The sequence below is a fragment of the Pricia sp. genome, assembly GCF_041745955.1.
In the GTDB taxonomy this organism is placed as follows: Bacteria; Bacteroidota; Bacteroidia; order Flavobacteriales; family Flavobacteriaceae; genus Pricia.
Window position 1 is genome coordinate 1 of the sequence record NZ_JBGTHY010000314.1, and the last position, 16,796, is coordinate 16,796.

At 47.6% G+C, this 16,796-nt stretch carries 10 protein-coding genes and 2 pseudogenes; all 12 read right to left on the bottom strand.

Annotated elements, in window-relative coordinates; genetic code table 11:
• Positions 1-308: cytochrome C oxidase subunit IV family protein (locus ACEW8S_RS11400; protein WP_373518276.1), on the bottom strand; the 308-nt coding region annotated here is incomplete at its 3' end.
• A gap of 35 nt (positions 309-343) precedes the next feature.
• Positions 344-1,333, bottom strand: a complete 990-nt coding sequence (locus tag ACEW8S_RS11405; RefSeq protein WP_373518277.1) for a cytochrome c oxidase subunit 3 — start codon at positions 1,331-1,333, stop codon at positions 344-346.
• Positions 1,334-1,441: 108 nt separating this feature from the next.
• Positions 1,442-2,023, bottom strand: coding sequence for a heme-copper oxidase subunit III (locus tag ACEW8S_RS11410; RefSeq protein ID WP_373518278.1), 582 nt, complete (start codon positions 2,021-2,023; stop codon positions 1,442-1,444).
• A 16-nt stretch (positions 2,024-2,039) separates the two neighbouring features.
• On the bottom strand, positions 2,040-2,954 hold the full coding sequence (cyoE, locus tag ACEW8S_RS11415) for a heme o synthase (protein WP_373518279.1): 915 nt from the start codon (positions 2,952-2,954) through the stop codon (positions 2,040-2,042).
• A gap of 172 nt (positions 2,955-3,126) precedes the next feature.
• Positions 3,127-3,831, bottom strand: coding sequence for an energy transducer TonB (locus ACEW8S_RS11420; RefSeq protein WP_373518280.1), 705 nt, complete (start codon positions 3,829-3,831; stop codon positions 3,127-3,129).
• 54 nt (positions 3,832-3,885) lie between these two features.
• Positions 3,886-4,287, bottom strand: a complete 402-nt coding sequence (locus tag ACEW8S_RS11425; RefSeq protein WP_373518281.1) for a VanZ family protein — start codon at positions 4,285-4,287, stop codon at positions 3,886-3,888.
• Complete coding sequence (gene gcvH, locus ACEW8S_RS11430) at positions 4,280-4,660, bottom strand: glycine cleavage system protein GcvH (RefSeq protein WP_373518282.1); 381 nt, start codon at positions 4,658-4,660, stop codon at positions 4,280-4,282. The genes ACEW8S_RS11425 and gcvH overlap by 8 nt, the downstream gene beginning before the upstream one ends.
• 75 nt (positions 4,661-4,735) lie before the next feature.
• Positions 4,736-11,984 (bottom strand): annotated as a pseudogene (gene sprA, locus ACEW8S_RS11435) (cell surface protein SprA).
• 5 nt (positions 11,985-11,989) lie between these two features.
• Entirely contained in the window at positions 11,990-12,571 is a 582-nt protein-coding gene (ruvA, locus tag ACEW8S_RS11440; RefSeq protein WP_373518283.1) for a Holliday junction branch migration protein RuvA, read from the bottom strand.
• A 119-nt stretch (positions 12,572-12,690) separates the two neighbouring features.
• Positions 12,691-14,988 carry an NADP-dependent malic enzyme gene (locus ACEW8S_RS11445; RefSeq protein WP_373518284.1) on the bottom strand — a complete coding sequence of 766 codons (2,298 nt, stop codon included), beginning with the start codon at positions 14,986-14,988 and terminating at the stop codon, positions 12,691-12,693.
• Between the two features lie 153 nt (positions 14,989-15,141).
• A complete protein-coding gene (locus ACEW8S_RS11450; RefSeq protein ID WP_373518285.1) occupies positions 15,142-16,476 on the bottom strand; it encodes an MFS transporter in 1,335 nt (444 codons plus the stop codon).
• Positions 16,477-16,603: 127 nt separating this feature from the next.
• Positions 16,604-16,796: pseudogene (locus ACEW8S_RS11455) on the bottom strand (tRNA epoxyqueuosine(34) reductase QueG); the annotation flags it as partial.

Here is a 16,796-nt window from a genome sequence, read left to right on the forward strand (position 1 = left end):
AAATAGGCAACAAGGAAAATCGGTGTCCATACCACCGATCTTCGCAATGCACTTTTCTCATCACGAAGGTGCATGAAATCCCATGCGATATAATAGGCTTTCACCAAGGTAAGAATAATAAATATCCAGTTAAGCGCCTTCATTCCCAGAACATAGGAATGGGTCAGTACGCGGGGCTTTGTAATACCCAAGGCCACCTCGATCGCAGTGATCACCGTCAAGAAGATAAGTACGCCCCAGATTTTTTGAACGTTGGTCTTGAACTTTAAGGTTCCCCTGAAAATTGCCAGTTTATGTTCGTATGCCATTTGATTAAATGGATTAATTAATGATTACAAATAATTTATACTAAATAGAAGAACGTAAATACGAATACCCACACCAAATCTACAAAGTGCCAATACAGTCCCACTTTTTCAACCATTTCATAATGACCCCTTCGTTCGTAGGTACCAAGAACTACGTTGAAAAAGATGATAATATTGATCAATACACCAGAAAATACGTGAAAGCCGTGAAAGCCTGTAATAAAGAAAAAGAAATCGGCAAATAGGCGGCTTCCATATTCATTATGGACCAGGTTGGCACCTTCAACTATTTGAACACCTTCCTTTATTTTTTCGAGGGACTGCTCGCGAGTCAACACGGTTTTATCGCCTTCCATTTCCCCTTCCTGCAAGATGGACTCGGTACGGATGACAACATTCGGGTTGGCTTTAAGCCCCTCTGCCACCTCGTTCAACGAATAACTGGGTCGATAAGGTTCCGCCTCGTACCATACCCCTACGGGCTCATCATGTTCCCTTCGAACATCTGGAATGGTTTTCGCAAAATCGGCCAGCGCGACCCTTTCACCGGTCTCTGCGTCCTGAAACTGTAAAATTCTACCGCCTTTGGTCTCTACCGCACCATAATCACCCTTGATAAACGTCGCCCATTCCCAAGCTTGTGAACCTACGAAAATCGCACCTCCTATAATGGTAAGGAACATATACCATATAACGGCATTCTGCTTCATTTTATGGCCGGCATCAACGGCCAACACCATCGTTACCGAAGACATAATCAAGATAAACGTCATAAACGCCACATAGATCATGGGGTAGTTGCCATGGAAAAAAGGCACGTGGGTAAACACCTCATCTGCAATCGGCCACGTTTCGATAAATTTAAATCTCGAGAACCCGTAAGCCGCCAAAAAACCGGAAAAGGTCAAGGCGTCCGAAACTAGAAAGAACCACATCATCAACTTGCCATAACTGGCACCCAAAGGCCGGTTGCCACCGCTCCAAACGTTTGCTTCCTCCGTTTCCGTTGTTACCGTTGTATCCATATATTAAAGTATAGTATGGTTAAAGTTTGCACAAAAATAAAGTTTTCTTAATTGAAACGAAAGCCCAATCATTAGGAAAACCCACTTTATTTACAATTGAACGCATTATTACCCCACGAAGTACATAAAGCCCAACAGATAAAGCCATAGAAAATCTAAAAAGTGCCAGAACGTAGCCCCTAGGGATAGTCCCAAATATTCTTGGGGGGCGTACTTTCCCTTGATCTGGTTATATAGAACGACCAACAACGAAATGATACCCGCCACCACGTGCACGATATGTACCGCAGCAATCAAAAAAACATACGATAGTTTAATGCTACTTGTAGGCCCGGTAAAATAATAGCCCTGCGCCACCATTTCAGAAAAACCCCTGAACTGGAATATTATAAATGCAACGCCCAAGGCCAAAGTTGCCCACAACCAATTGGAACATATTTCGCGCTTGCCTTCCTTGATAGCTTTTTTAGCCAAAATATAAGTGATACTGCTCACTATGATCAGGGCCGTACTGATGTAAAAAGATTGTGGCAGCTGTAGATCACTGGCCCAATCGTCGCGTGAGCTACTTACGATATATGCGCTCGTCCACCCCGCAAAACCCATCACGAGGCTTACGATACCGAACCAAAGCATCATTTTTTTTGCCCTATCGTTCTTTTCTTTGTCTGTGCTTTGTGTTAGATCCATTACTTTGATTAGTGAACTAGTGAGTTAAGGGGCCTACAAATTTATCAACAACATATACTATTTGCATCAAGGTAATATAGCTTACGCTGGCGAGCATCAGTTTTCGGGCGGTGGTATTGTCACGTTTGTTATATAAAAGGAAGGCGAATACGAGCATGACCATGCCCATACCAAAAATTAGGATGGCCGCGGGAATGGAAAGTTGCAATCTTCCCGTGATTCCGAAAACGGGAATGATCGAAATGATAAGCATCCAGATGGTATACATGATAATCTGTAGTGCCGTGCCTTTGTCCTTTTTTCCCGTGGGAAGCATTTTGAATCCGCCTTTTTTATAGTCTTTGTGCAACATCCAGCCCAAGGCCCAAAAATGGGGGAACTGCCAAAAAAATTGGATCATAAAAAGGGTGCCGGCCTCGATACCGAAATCGCCGGTGGCCGCTACCCAACCCAGCATAAAAGGAATCGCACCGGGAAAAGCGCCCACAAACACCGCCAAGGGAGTTTTCGTTTTCAGGGGGGTGTAAACACTCGTATACAAAAAAATGGAAATCGCCCCGAACATCGCCGTTTTCGGATTGAGTATATATAGCGCGATGACACCGAGTGCAGTCAAGGTAATGGCGATACCCATAGCTTTGTTGACGGACATACGCCCGGCAGGAATCGGCCGGTTCTTGGTGCGGTTCATCAGGGCATCCAAATCTTTTTCAATGACTTGGTTATAGGCATTCGATGCACCTACCATACAATACCCGCCGAAAGCCAATAGTAGTATAGAAACAAAATCGATTTGAAAGGCCCCGAGAAAATAACCGGCAATGGAAGAAAAGACAACGCTTACAGCCAGCCTGGCCTTGGTAATTTCTTTAAAATCGGCAACAGCCAATGTCCAAGTAGCCCTTTTCGCCGTGTTGACCGCAGTCTTCATACGCCTTCTTTTCGGAGTGCAAAGATAGGGAGTAAGGTTATTTTCTGCAACGTAAGATGCGTATTTATATCAGTATGAAAGAGAACAGTGGGCAGGGGGCGGTGGGACGTGGATAAAATAAAAAATCCCGCGATTGGATCGAAAGCGGGATTTTAATTTATCAAAAAAAATTCTACTGAAGCTTAAATGTAATCGGAATACTAAAAGGCACCCTAACAGCCCTCCCGCGTTGTTTCCCAGGGGTCATATTTGGAAGTTTACCGATAATCCTAGCGGCCTCTGCCTCTAGGTTTTTATCCGGGCCACGCATTCTAACGTTTCCGATGCTTCCGTCTTTTTGGATGGTGAACATGACCGATACTCTACCTTGGACGCCCATTTCTTGTGCGATTTCTGGGTATCGGAAGTTTTTATTGATGTGTTTTTGCATCATTTCCTGAAAGCAGGCCCTTTTGTCGGACTCGTTCTCACAACCCGGAAAAATAGGCACGTCCTCAATTACGGCGAAGGGTACATCGACATCCTCGACTTCCTCCTCGACTTCGACATCCTCGACCTCTATAATTTCTTCATCTTGACTGGTCTCCGTAGATTCGATAATGGTTTCCTCTACTTCTTCCTCATCCTCGACCACCTCTATCACTTCGGGAGCGGCAGGCGGCGGCGGCGGCGGTGGGGTCTTGATCTGCTCGGTCATCGGCACCTCTTCATCGAGATCATCGTCGACGTTCATCGAAATATCGTAGTCATTGACCTCATCGTAGGTTTTCCATTCGAACGCACCCCATACAACGGCCAAAGTAAATGCCAGCCCTATCACAAAATACAGTCCGCTGTTACGGCCGACATCTGCTTTCGGATTCTTTTTCGGTTCCATATCCTATACATTTTAGTGTGTGCTAATTTAATTAAATAATCTCTAAAAAAGCAATTAATTTTTCCATTTTAATCCTTTCGGGCTAGAAAAAAGCCAATTCATTGCCAAAGCGCCCACAATTGCCCCAAAACTATTCGCCAATGCGTCAAAGAGATCGCCTTGTCTATCAAGGGTAAAACTGTATTGTAAGACCTCAATTAGTATACCAAAGAGTATAGCGCCGAACGCTGCGAATACCAAGGTTTTGATCATAGGGGATTTGCCGTGGGTCGTTTCACGGATAAAAAATGTTCCCAAAACCGCGGCACCAAAATAGAAGCCAAAATGGACTACCTTATCAAAGTGGGGAATATCGATATCGGGAGTATCATCATCAGGAAAAGTGGATAGGCTGGCCCAGGTTACGAAAGCCATCCAACCGAAAAATGCAAAGGCAAACTTTCTCGTCTTAAGCACCTACTAGCTCTTTGTATTCCGCCGCCGATAACAGTCCGTCGACCTCCGAGCTATCGCTGATCCTTATCTTTACCATCCATCCTTCGCCATAGGGGTCGGCATTGACTTTTTCGGGGGCATCTTCCAAGGCTTCGTTGAATTCGATAATCTCGCCGCCTAGCGGAAGAAAGAGGTCCGATACGGTCTTTACCGCTTCGACCGTTCCGAAAATAGCATCTTTATCTAAAGTCTCATCGAGGGTTTCGACCTCTACGTAAACAATATCACCGAGTTCGCCCTGTGCAAAATCAGTAATACCGATGGTCGCGATATCGCCGTCTAGCTTGATCCATTCGTGGTCTTTCGTGTACTTTAAATCCGAGGGTATGTTCATAGCAATTTTTTTGTTGAAGGCAAATGTAAAGGATTCCATTTCGATTTTCAAGGATAAAAAAAATTATGCGCTTGTTTAGTTCCCGAAATTATACCGTAACGTAAACCCGGTATTGATCGTGGTCTGCGGGAAGGCTGTTGAAACAGCGAACTGGGAAAAGGAATGGTCGTAGAAGAACAGGGCGTTCAGGCTTTTGGTCAAGGCGTAGTCGGCGGTGAATTTGATGGATAACAAATTTTGCCCCGAAGTAATCTGGTTGTTATCGATATCGAGGTTCCGAATGATAGTAATGTTGTCGCGCAGGGTGACGTCGGCCTTAAGGTTCAGGTCGCCTTTCAAGCGGGTCTTGTTGCCACCGATATTGGTCACGAACTTGACATCCTTAAAGCGATACCCCAGGCCTACGGTATACTCCTTTCCGTTGATCTCGGTCATCAGGTTGTTGTCGAAACTCAGGGCCAAGGCACGGTTCGATCGCATTTCGGCCAGCACGCTGACGGAGTTCTTCATCTCGAAATCGACCCGCATCAAAGGATTGAACTCGTCGGTCAGTACCACGTTGTTGAGGATAAGGTCGGACATCAAATCGCCAGTCTCGGGATCCGTGGTCGACAAGCCATCGTTCTGCAACTGCGTTTTCTCCATTGGTCTGGAAGGAATTGATACTATAGGCCGCCCGATATCCGTGGCTCAATGAAAAACGCTGGAATTGCTTCTTGAACCATTTGTTGCGCATTAGTCCCGTGTATTTGATGTTCCAATTGGGGATGGGTATCTGCCGGAAAACATCCAAGTTCACCCGTTCGGCATCCTGCCCTGTGTATGCGGCGAAGAAAGCGGGCAATAATACGTCTTGCTGGGTCCTACCATAAAGCTCTGGAAACCGGTCTTCATCCAATTCACCTCCTGAAGGGTTGCCCCTATCGGCTTCCAAACGGTTCGCAACAATAATGCGGTTCTGTTTGAACTGCTGGAAATTATCGGAAGTCATTTCATCACTTTTTCCGAAGACGGTACCGATCATCATCGTAGAAATACTAAAATTTCCGTAGTCATTGCCGAGCTGAACATTGTAGGTATTGTCATCGGCGATGCTGAAACTCTCTTGATAGCTGTTCGAATATTGCCGGTCGGCGGTAAGGTCGATGGTCAGATCTTGAATCGGCAATGCCGTAGCCGTGATATTCAATTGTTTGTTCGTATTTTCGATATACTGTTCGTTGAACTCGTCGAAACTTGTCAACCAACCTTTGCGGGCCGCATCGAAACGGACATCGGCCTGGCTTCCGAAAACAAAACCTATAGAAGGCCGCAATGAACCGACGAAGCCTACGGATTGCGTATAGCCCGGTAGCACTTTTCCATTACTTTCATTGTAATTGACATTGAGGCGTTTGACCATGGTCAATATATCGACAGCGGCGTTAAAGAGGCCACTGGATTTCTTTTGGATTTTTTCGGCGTCCTCTGCGGGGTTTCCGGCTTTGTCCCTCCGTACAGGGGCTGCATCCTTACCACCGCCTTCCCTTTTTTTGAGGCCTATCAGGTTATAGAACTTGTCCATCGTCAGGTTGGCGGTCAGGTTATGGGTGCTGGCGTTCTGCACCGTGTTTATTGAGGGTGCATTAAACTGGTTTACGGGTACACCGGGATTTTGCGCCTGAAATACGGCTTGATTTAGCGCATCCCCGCCGCGCTGCCAATCGAAATTACTGGTGTAGCTGTATTGGGCGTTGATAAAATCCAATATTGGAATTTTACTGAACGGAATCTCGTAGTTCAGTTCCAATTGCTGGGCGTGCCGGTTGGGTTCGCCCAAATCCCAAAAACCGTCCCACAATCCCAAAGTTTCGTCGATCCGCTGCCGCTCGTTGCCATCTTCATCCGTAAAATCCTCGAAATAATTACGTACGATATGGTTATTGCTGGCGGTAAGATTGAGGCGCAATGATTTCGTCAAAGCGTAATTTACCGCATATTGCCAATTGAACAGGTAATTACGCTGTCGAAGGGTCGGGAGATCCAACTTATCGACCCCTTCTTCGACCACATCGCGAAAACGCTGTTGGTTGAACTGCCTATCGAAATTGGAGTTTACCGATACCGTGGTCGGCAATAGGCTCAAGTTCAGTTCCTTCAACCATTGCCAGTACGCACCGGTAAACAGGGAATCGTTTTTGGCAAACGGAGCCACTTCCAAGGGCTTGAACGCATGGTTGTAGATAAAACCGGTCTTCAGATTCTTATCCTCCAACTTGGCGATTTCAAAATCACGATGGTTGATCTCGTTATAGGAATAATTAAAGGTAAAGTTCTCGATATCGTAGAAATTGGCCTTTGCCTCTTCGCCCCTATCCTTACGGACGCCGATAAAATTGACGCTCGTTCGTTTTGTATAATCCTCGGCCTGCTCCTTGATCGCATCGGGATCTTGGGTGCTATCGGGATCTTCTGCCGCGGATATCCGATCCTCAAGCTTGAGGTCATCATAAACAGGATCGAATTCGGGCGTAATCAATTGTTCGGATATTCCATAATTAAAAGGAATCTGGATATTCCATTTTGGAGGAAGCAACTGGCCTACATTCACATTGGTAACCAAATCGTAGGATATGGCATCTTCGCGGGCCCGTTCGTTCGGCATCTGGTCGATGGCCCCGAAACCGGAAGTACTGGTGCTTCCCGTTGCCGAAATATCGGCAAAATCGGCAATATTGGCATCCACGGCAGCGATGGCGGCCCATCCGCCCTCGTTGTCTAGACCGGCCAAACGCAGCTCGTTGAACCAAACCTCGCCCCTCACAGGTAGATTGGCGGCGTTCTTCATACCGAGCATCATACTCCGGATGCTTCCCAAAGAGGGATTTCCCTTGATTCCGATCCGTAACCTTCCGGGCGTGCGCGGCGCAAACTCATCAACGGGAACCACCTCACCCTCCAGGACTTCGAAATACCGGATATCGCTTAGGTCGCCACCATCTATCCAAACCGCTTTTACCTTGTTCAGATCCGCCAAAATGATTTCCATCTCGTTGTTTTCGGGCCAAACGGCTTCGGAAGAACGCGCATTGAACGCCGTGAATTCCAACGGCAGTTCCAGCTGGTAGAAATTTTGGGAGAAGTCGGTGCCTATCCTTAGAAAACCTACCATCGGGTTTTCGATATTGTAGATATCGCTTTCCAATGCTTTTTCGGCATGGATAAACATCTTCAGTTTTTCGTACTGCCGCAAATCGATATCCAGGTTCTTGAACACCCCGCGGGAATCCTGCGGTTCTAGGTTCTCGACAACTAGCGATAGCGATTGTTCGTTCTGCTGTATGATCGTGTTGTTGTTGTTCAACTGCTCACGCCGAACGCCCGGAGGAAGCACATAGGGAATCGGGTTGCGGTTCTCGTTCTCTTGGATGTTCACGGCATTGACATCCAAGGTAGTGCCATCATCGGCAGGGTTGGGATCGTCTTCGTCGAGCGACTTTACATAGGTCCTCCAATCGCCACGTACCAAGTCCAACGTAGCAAAACGTAGCAAAACGTCGCTATCGAAACCGGTCATATACATTCGTATCGTACTGATGGAACGAAAGTCGGTGATGCCTCCCACCGCAGCGGTAAAATCGCTTAACGGAATCTTATACTGTATCCAACGGGTACGTACCGTACTGCCATCGGGAATACGGGGTTGGCCGGAATAGACCAAAGAATCGCGTACATCGGTTACGTATGTATCGTTGACCGTCGTGTTCGGTTTTATGGGGATGCGGTATTCGTAATAGCTATTGACCGTATTCATGGTCAGGTCGCGGTCGATATCCTCGACATCGGGCAAGGTCGTCGAACCTCTGTTGTCGTTGTTCACCTGCACGGGGGAGTTGCCCTGCGGGTTGTTAAAGTTTAGGTAGCGATCCAAAACGCCGCCCTCCCGCTGTAAAAAATATTCGTAATTGTCCAAAGCGGGATCTGGCGCGTTTTCGGTACCGTAGATAGCGCTCTCCGCCGCATCATCGAGGCCGTCAAAACCAAGATCTTGTTGTGCCCGACTCGCCTCATCCACGTCAAAGGCGTATACCAAGGCCTGTGTCGCTGGTACCGGGCCCCAGATGGGATCTGCCGGTTTTGTGCTGCCCTCGCCGTTAATGGGGAGTCCGTTTTCATATTGTTTCAGACCGTCGGCCAAGATATCTTCGGATACGTTCCCCAAGTTGAATACCAGTTCACCGGGACTTGTAGCCGTACCCTCCAAATACGGGTCCATCACCCAGAACTGCACGAACTCCACGTTCGCCTGCTCGAAGTTGGTACTGCTCAACGAGCGCATGATACCCGCCCATTTTTGGTTGGCGGTCACGGTATTAAAATTACTATTGGCATTGTAAGGCCCCTTTAAATTCGGATAATACGCCAGATCAAGGGTGGTCTGCTGGCGGGTCTGCCCCTGGGCTACCTCGACCCTGGGAAATACCTCGTCGATAAATATCCTTCGGGCGGCGTTGGTCGAAATATCGCTATCGCTGATACTGGATGGTCTTTGGTTGGTATAAAAAACGGGGTCGATGGTATACCACGCCAATTTCGCCCTTTGGAAGCCCGTTTCAAGACCCTTTTGAGTGGGACTGTCCAAATATTCCAGCGGTGTGCTGGCCATGGCCCATCCCAGGGAAGATCGGATATCGATCAAGGCCTGCGCCCCTTCGAAATCATCAAGATACGTGGTCGTTTCGCCTTGGAAATCCGCGTTTTTAGGGGAACCGGGCTCTAAAAAGGCTACCTCGCCACGTACGGATACATTCGAAGGTACATCGGTATCGATATTGGGCAGCTTATTGACCATTCGGGTCAGGAAAGGTACTTCGGTCGAGAAGTTTCCGTTCATTCCGAAAACGGTATTGTTAACAGGTTCGACCCCGAAATTGGATTTTTGTGTGAGCGGCCTTTCGTTCAGGTTCAACAGGGTAGCGCCCAGCACAAACTTTTTGTTGAACTGGTGCTCGACATTTACGCCGGTAAACCGCCGCGTCTGCTGTCCGAAAACGGCGTTATTTTCTACGGATATATTGATGGGCGTGTTGGAAGCTTCCAAACTGGGGTCCAAAATCTGTACCGTACCCGCCTGATAATTGACGGTATAATCGATACCTTCCTGCAGTTGCCGACCACCTGCGGTTACGCGTACGGAGCCCCTCGGCACGTTAAAGGCACCTATGGGAATACCGTTGCTTCCCTCGGACTTATACCTTCCCTTTAATAAAAACTTATTCTTTTCAGGATCTTGCAACGCGGCCGATTTGGTCAGCTCGTACATGTCACGGAAAACGTACTTTTCTTGATTTTCGTTATAGCCCTGTTCGTTGGCCACATTGTAATCGCCCCCACCGAGACGGTCAAAGAGGTATTCCCCGAAAGGTTCGACCTTGGTGAAAATAATCTGTCCGTTCTGGGTATCGACGGTAATTCCGGGAATAAAGTCGAAAAAACCGTCCCCGCCGGGCTGTACATCGTTGTAGGCATTTAGTCTATCGAAGTTAAAAACTTCTAGAAGTATACGCTCTTCCAAGGGTTTACCGCCGTCGTTTTGTTGGGGAAAGGCCGTTACCGGGGTAATATAGTTTCTGGGTGTCGGGTTGCTATAAAGGATGTTCACCTTAAAATCCTCTTGGCTCAACCGGAAGGCCCCCGTGGCATAGATGTTCTTCATCATCAAGTCCCAAATCGGATCGGAAACGTTGGTGATATTACTTTTAAGGAGTTTGAGGACAAGGGTATTGTTATTGATGATAGGACTATCTAAGGCGCCCCCTGTTATGGTGGTGGCATCCACCCCGCCGTTGGCGAATTCCCCCACCTGATAGACCTTGCCGTTGTAGGTATATTGAAAGGCGACGGCCAGCACCTCATCGTTGCTCAAACGCTGGTTCAGGGAAATGTAGCCCAATTGGGAGTTGAAGGTAAAGTCCCTGGTCTGCTCCAGTTTACGGGCATTTTCCAAATACGCGTAATCGAACCCTTGGTTGGGCTGGTATCCCGGGACGTTAAAGCCTTGTTCTATAGTGGATACATCCCGAATACTTTGGGTAAGTACGCCCCCTTGCCCGATAGCGGCGGGATCATAGCCGTTGGCATTGTTCCTTGGCAGGGCGTTGGGCTGACCGCCTGTATTGGCGTTGAAAAAGTTCGTCGGTGCATTGGCAGCGATTCGTGTCGGGCTCTCCGCACCGGCGTTTAGGGCATCGTATTCCCCCAAATCCTGTATCCCTACGATGTTACGCACGTTCAGGGTCTGCTGGCTGCGGTTGGTGACCCAAACTTCAAGACGGGTAATCTGTACCTGACTTCGGATATAGGGGTAGTTGATCAAAGCATCGTCATAATTATCCCTAAAATACTGGGAAAGAAAAAAATGCTTGTCCTCATCATAATCCAGGGCCGTCACCGAAAAGTCGTTGATAGTGCCACCGCCTTGGGCCACGACCGTATTGCTCTGGGATTGCTGTTCGGAAAAAACAGCGGTCACCGTGGTTTTGCCGAACTGTAACTGCGTTTTTACCCCGAAAAGACTCTGCGCCCCGGTGATAAGGGAACTGTTCAGCGGCATATTTACGTTACCGACCTCGATGGATTGAATGATGTCGTCTTCGGTGGGCGTATAGTCCAGTTTTACGATATTCTGAAAATCAAAGGTCGCCTCGGTATCGTAATTTGCAGTTACTTGAAGGCGTTCGCCAATCTTGCCCAACATGCTCAGGCTGATACGTTGATCGAAATCGAAGGAGGTGTTGGTTCGGTTTCTTGGGGATAAAGCGGGATTGTCGTTTTTCTGCCAGATTACTCCCAAGTCCATCGCCACAGATCCCTGCGGAATCACTTCAATGGAATTGCCGCCAAAAATGGATGAAAACCAGTCTTTGTTCACATAGAAATTGGGAAGCAAATTTTTTCGTGCCTCCTCGCTGCCCTCCTTTTTACCGGAATAGGCATCCGATTTTTCCTTGAAATAGCCTTTTATACCTTCTTGGCGCACCAATTCGTAGTATTGTTCGGGTGTGAGAATGATGGGATATCCGATATCAAAATCGCCCACTTTTTCGGAGTAGACATACATATCAAGTTTAGGGTCGTAATTGTATTTGGAAACGATGCTCTCGGGATTGTCCATCTGGAGCCTTCCCAATGAAAAACCGGTCTTTACAGAGTCGACCTGCTGTTCGCCCTCTTCCCCGCCATCCGTCTCCTGGGCCAGGGAAACCCCGGTCATCATGACGAAAAATAGGAATAGGAACGATAGCTTAAATGAAGATTTAAGAAATAGTTTGGCCCCTGTTTTCAAACGCGTTACAAATTTTTGAGCGCGAGTTTAATGATGTTCTCCACGCTTAACGAAGGATCTTGGCGGAGTACTTTGTCCACAACCTTTTCGGCCTGTCTTCTAGCAAAGCCAAGAACCTCTAATGCTGATAACGCTTCTTCTTTATTTGTATTGTTCGTAGGGGTGGAAACTTCGTCAATATCGTAGACTTTGAGAATTTTGTCGCGAAGGTCGAGAATCACGCGCTGTGCGGTCTTTGCACCGATGCCCTTGATGGACTGAATGGTAGGCACGTCATCACTGGCGATCGCATCGCGGATCTGCGCCGGTGAAAGCGAGGAAAGCATGGTACGGGCCGTACTTGATCCGATACCCGAAACCGACAACAACAACCGAAAGATTTCACGTTCCGATTTTTCGGCGAAACCGAACAGCGTATGCGAATCTTCCTTGACCTGCAAATGGGTAAAGATGCTGATATTCTCGCTGTCGTTGAGCTTTGAAAAAGTGTGCAACGAAATATTGACAAAATAGCCTACACCCGCGCATTCGATGATGACGTGTGTCGGATTTTTTTCTGTCAGTTTACCTTTTAGGTGATGGATCATGTAGAAGGTCGTTTGGTGTTTTGGCTTTATGGTTTGTTTTTTGTTTGCTGCGTACTGGACAATCGTTCGTCTTTGACCATTTCATGACTCATAACTATGAACTCATAATTTTTCAACGGCTACTGCCCACTACTCTTAGCCTTCTTACGCTTCTCCCTTTCCTGGCAATCAATTACCGCAACTGCGGCCATGTTTACCATTTCGTCTACGCTGGCGCCCAATTGCACCACGTGTACGGATTTTCGCAAGCCGACCATGATAGGGCCAATCGAGTCGGCTCCGTTCAGTTCCTTGAGTAATTTATAGGTAATATTCGCGGATTCGAGATTGGGAAAAATCAGGGTATTCACTTTTTTGCCCGCCAATTTTGAAAAAGGAAACTGGCGCTGCAACATCTCTTTGTTCAGGGCAAAATCGGTCTGTATTTCCCCATCGACCACCAATTCCGGATGGGTTTCGTGTAAAATCCGGACGGCGTCCCTTACTTTCTTCGCATCGGGATGGGGCGAAGAACCGAAATTCGCATAGGATAGCAAGGCCATTACCGGATCAAATCCAAAGGTGGCCGCCACATTGGCTGTCATTTGCGCTATCTCGGCAATTTCTTCGGCGTTGGGATCGATATTGATAGAGGTATCCGCAAGAAATAATGGTCCCCTGTCGGTAATCATAATGTTGACCGTAGCCACTTTTTTCACATTGGCCGCCCTGCCTATAACCTCGAAAATAGGCTTTACCACCGTCGGATAGGCCCTTGAATATCCTGAAATCATACCGTCGACATCACCTTCCAAGACCATCATGGCCCCAAAATAGTTGCGTTCGCGCATCTTGATTTTTGCACTATACATGGTAGAGCCCTTGCGCTGACGGAGGTCTGAATAGGTCTTCGCATATTGGTTGCGCTTATCGGTAAAGGCATCGTCACTGGGATCTACGATTTCTATGTCGGCATCAAATTCCAACTCCCTCTTTAATTCGGATATAATTTCTTTATTACCCAATAGCACGGGGATGGCGATACCTTCTTCGTGAACGATCTGGGCGGCCTTCAATACGTCGAGGGAATCGGCCTCGGCAAATACGATTTTCTTGATATTGCTCTTGGCCCGGCTGTGCAACAAGCGTACAACCTTGTTGTCGTTGCCCGAACGCTGCATCAGTTCTTCTTTGTATTTCTCCCAGTCGTAAATAGGATTTTTGGCCACACCACTTTCCATCGCCGCCTTGGCAACGGCAGGCGGAATCTCCGAGATCAATCGGTGGTCAAAGGGTTTGGGGATGATATACTCCCGACCGAAAGTCAATCGCGTTTCGCCATAGGCGATGTTCACCTGTTCGGGTACGGGCTGTTTGGCGAGGTTTGCCAAGGCCTTTACGGCGGCCATTTTCATTGCCTCGTTGATGGCGGTCGCCCTAACGTCTAAGGCACCCCGGAAGATAAATGGAAACCCTAGCACATTATTTACCTGGTTCGGATGGTCAGATCGGCCGGTAGCCATGATGATATCCTTACGCGTTTTCATGGCCAGCCCATAGTCGATTTCCGGATCGGGATTGGCCATGGCAAATACAATCGGACTTTTTGCCATTGAACTCAACATGGCCGGTGTAAAGATATCGGCGATGGATAGGCCGATAAAGACATCGGCGTTTTGAATGGCCTCATCCAAAGTATCGATTTTCCGGTCCGTCGCAAATTCGACTTTCGCCTCGGATAGATTTAAGGCATCCTTTCGTATGACGCCCTTACTATCGAGCATCACAATATTCTCGGCCTTCGCACCGAATGCTTTGTAGAGTTTGGTACAGGAAACCGCAGCAGCACCTGCGCCGCTGATAACGATGCGCACCTCTTCGATTCTCTTATGGGCTATCTCCAAGGCGTTCAATAGGGCCGCCGACGAGATTATGGCCGTACCGTGCTGGTCGTCGTGCATCACGGGAATGTCCAGTTCCTCTTTCAGCCGTCGTTCGATCTCGAAAGCTTCGGGGGCCTTTATATCCTCCAGATTAATCCCACCGAAAGTCGGGGCGATCATCTTTACGGTCTGAACGAACTCCTCGACATCTTCGGTATCTATCTCGATATCGATACCATCGATATCGGCGAATATTTTAAACAGGAGTCCCTTGCCTTCCATCACCGGTTTTGAGGCTTCCGGACCGATATTGCCCAAGCCCAAAACGGCGGTTCCATTAGAAATAACGGCCACCAAATTACCTTTGGAGGTGTATTTGTAGACATTGTCCTTGTCCTTGGCAATTTCAAGGCAAGGTTCTGCAACGCCGGGGGAATAGGCCAAAGCCAAATCGCGTTGTGTGGCGTAGGGTTTGGTGGGTACTATCTTTATTTTACCCGGTTGGGGCTTGGCGTGGTAGACAAGCGCTTCCCGGCGTTGCTTCTGTTTGCTCATGTGTTTTGGGTTTGTGGACTCGTATTTTGTTCAGGACGACAAATTTAGGGAAAAGGTTTCAGGTTGCGGGCTAAAATTCTAGGTTCAAAGTTCGAAGTTTGGTACAAAAAGGGTTGAAAGCTGAATGGGGAAGCCTTGCAGGTCGGTTTGTAGTTAGGCCTGATCCGAAACGGCAACTTCCTTTTTGGCCTCGGCGACGTTCAGGCGCAGAGCCAAAAAAGCAGCGATTATGAAAAAGGCACCTCCAAAGAGCATGGCGTTTACCGCAGAATTATCCAAAAAATAATCATAGATAAATCCGAATGTAAGGGTTTCTATTCCCATGGGAATTACGATCATCATGTTTAGGATACCCATATAAACGCCTCGCTGGTCTTGGGGAACGATTTTGGAAACCATGGTATAGGGAATACCCATCATGGCGGCCCAACCGATACCGAACAGAACCATGGGAGCCAATACAGTTATCGGATCATCGATGAAGGGTATCATCAATAGAGCCGCGCCCGTTCCTAAAAGGCTGGCCGCATATATTTTTTTGCCCCCGTATTTTAGGGTAAGGGGCACCAACATCAAGGCCACTACCACCGTAGCAATATTATAGGTCAAACTCATTTTGGCGGACTGGGCCGCAGCCGAAGAAAGGTCAAAGCCCATGGTGGTCATGAATAGGGGCGTGGAATACTGCCAGTATATGAACAGGGCGTACCATTGAAAGAGATAGACCCCGGCGATCTTCCACATAAAGGGCGGCATCTCTTTGACCGCCTTTGAAATTTCGACAAAGGGCATCTTGAACCGTTCGTGAAAAGACAGGGCGCGATGCTTTTTTATCGTTACCATTTCTTCGTCCGTAGGCGGGATTTCCGGAGTCGTCACTACCGAATATAAAATAGTGACCACCGAGAGAAACGCCCCTATAAAAAAGGAATAGTAAAGCCACGTCGGTATGGATCCCGCCACATCTGCCGAACTATCTCCGCCGAACCAGTCTTGAAACAAAAATATGGACGCATTGGCCAATAGTATACCGGCCCCTACAAAAAGACTTTGCATCTGAAAGCCCAAACTCAGCTGCTTTTCCGGTAATTTATCCCCGACAAAGGCCCGATAGGGTTCCATAGCCATGTTGTTGCCGGCATCAAGAATCCAAAGCAGGCCGACGGCGAACCATAAAGCGGGACTCAAGGGAAAAGCGAATAGACACATACTACCAAGAATGGCCCCGATCAAGAAAAACGGCTTTCTTCTACCCCATTTCGGCGACCAGGTCTTATCGGAGATAGCACCGATGATCGGTTGTACGATCAACCCTGTAATCGGGCCTGCAATGTTCAGAATGGGAAGCATATCTTCGGCGGCGCCCAAAAAAAGGAATATGGGATTGATGGCGGTCTGCTGCAGTCCGAAACTGAACTGAATGCCCAGAAAACCGACGTTCATATTGAAAATCTGCCAAAAGCTTAAACTGGGTTTGCTAAATTTCATTTGTAGACGGTTTGGTCGGAAATTAATTTGTTTTCGAATATAGGATTTTTTAATGGTCGGATACGGGAAAGTTACCGGATAAACTGATAACCAGACAGCGAAAACGTTTGCGGGCTAAACTCGAATCTCAACGCGGCTTCAAAAACTCAATATTCCGCTGCAATCCCGAAAACTTCGTCCGTTTCACGGCAGACTTTTTAAAAACTTTTCTAAAAACATCCTCTGTAATCTCTTCCCAATCTTTTTTTGATAGGTCAAGAAGTTCCGGATGCGGATTAAAAAGGGGTTCAGCATGCGGTTTCGAGAAGCGGTTCCAAGGG

Bases quoted from the DNA above. Each gene is read 5' to 3' on its own strand.
- ACEW8S_RS11405 (WP_373518277.1), bottom strand. From the start codon at position 1,333: ATGGATACAACGGTAACAACGGAAACGGAGGAAGCAAACGTTTGGAGC.
- ACEW8S_RS11410 (WP_373518278.1), bottom strand. From the start codon at position 2,023: ATGGATCTAACACAAAGCACAGACAAAGAAAAGAACGATAGGGCAAAA.
- cyoE (WP_373518279.1), bottom strand. From the start codon at position 2,954: ATGAAGACTGCGGTCAACACGGCGAAAAGGGCTACTTGGACATTGGCT.
- ACEW8S_RS11420 (WP_373518280.1), bottom strand. From the start codon at position 3,831: ATGGAACCGAAAAAGAATCCGAAAGCAGATGTCGGCCGTAACAGCGGA.
- gcvH (WP_373518282.1), bottom strand. From the start codon at position 4,660: ATGAACATACCCTCGGATTTAAAGTACACGAAAGACCACGAATGGATC.
- ruvA (WP_373518283.1), bottom strand. From the start codon at position 12,571: ATGATCCATCACCTAAAAGGTAAACTGACAGAAAAAAATCCGACACAC.
- ACEW8S_RS11445 (WP_373518284.1), bottom strand. From the start codon at position 14,988: ATGAGCAAACAGAAGCAACGCCGGGAAGCGCTTGTCTACCACGCCAAG.
- ACEW8S_RS11450 (WP_373518285.1), bottom strand. From the start codon at position 16,476: ATGAAATTTAGCAAACCCAGTTTAAGCTTTTGGCAGATTTTCAATATG.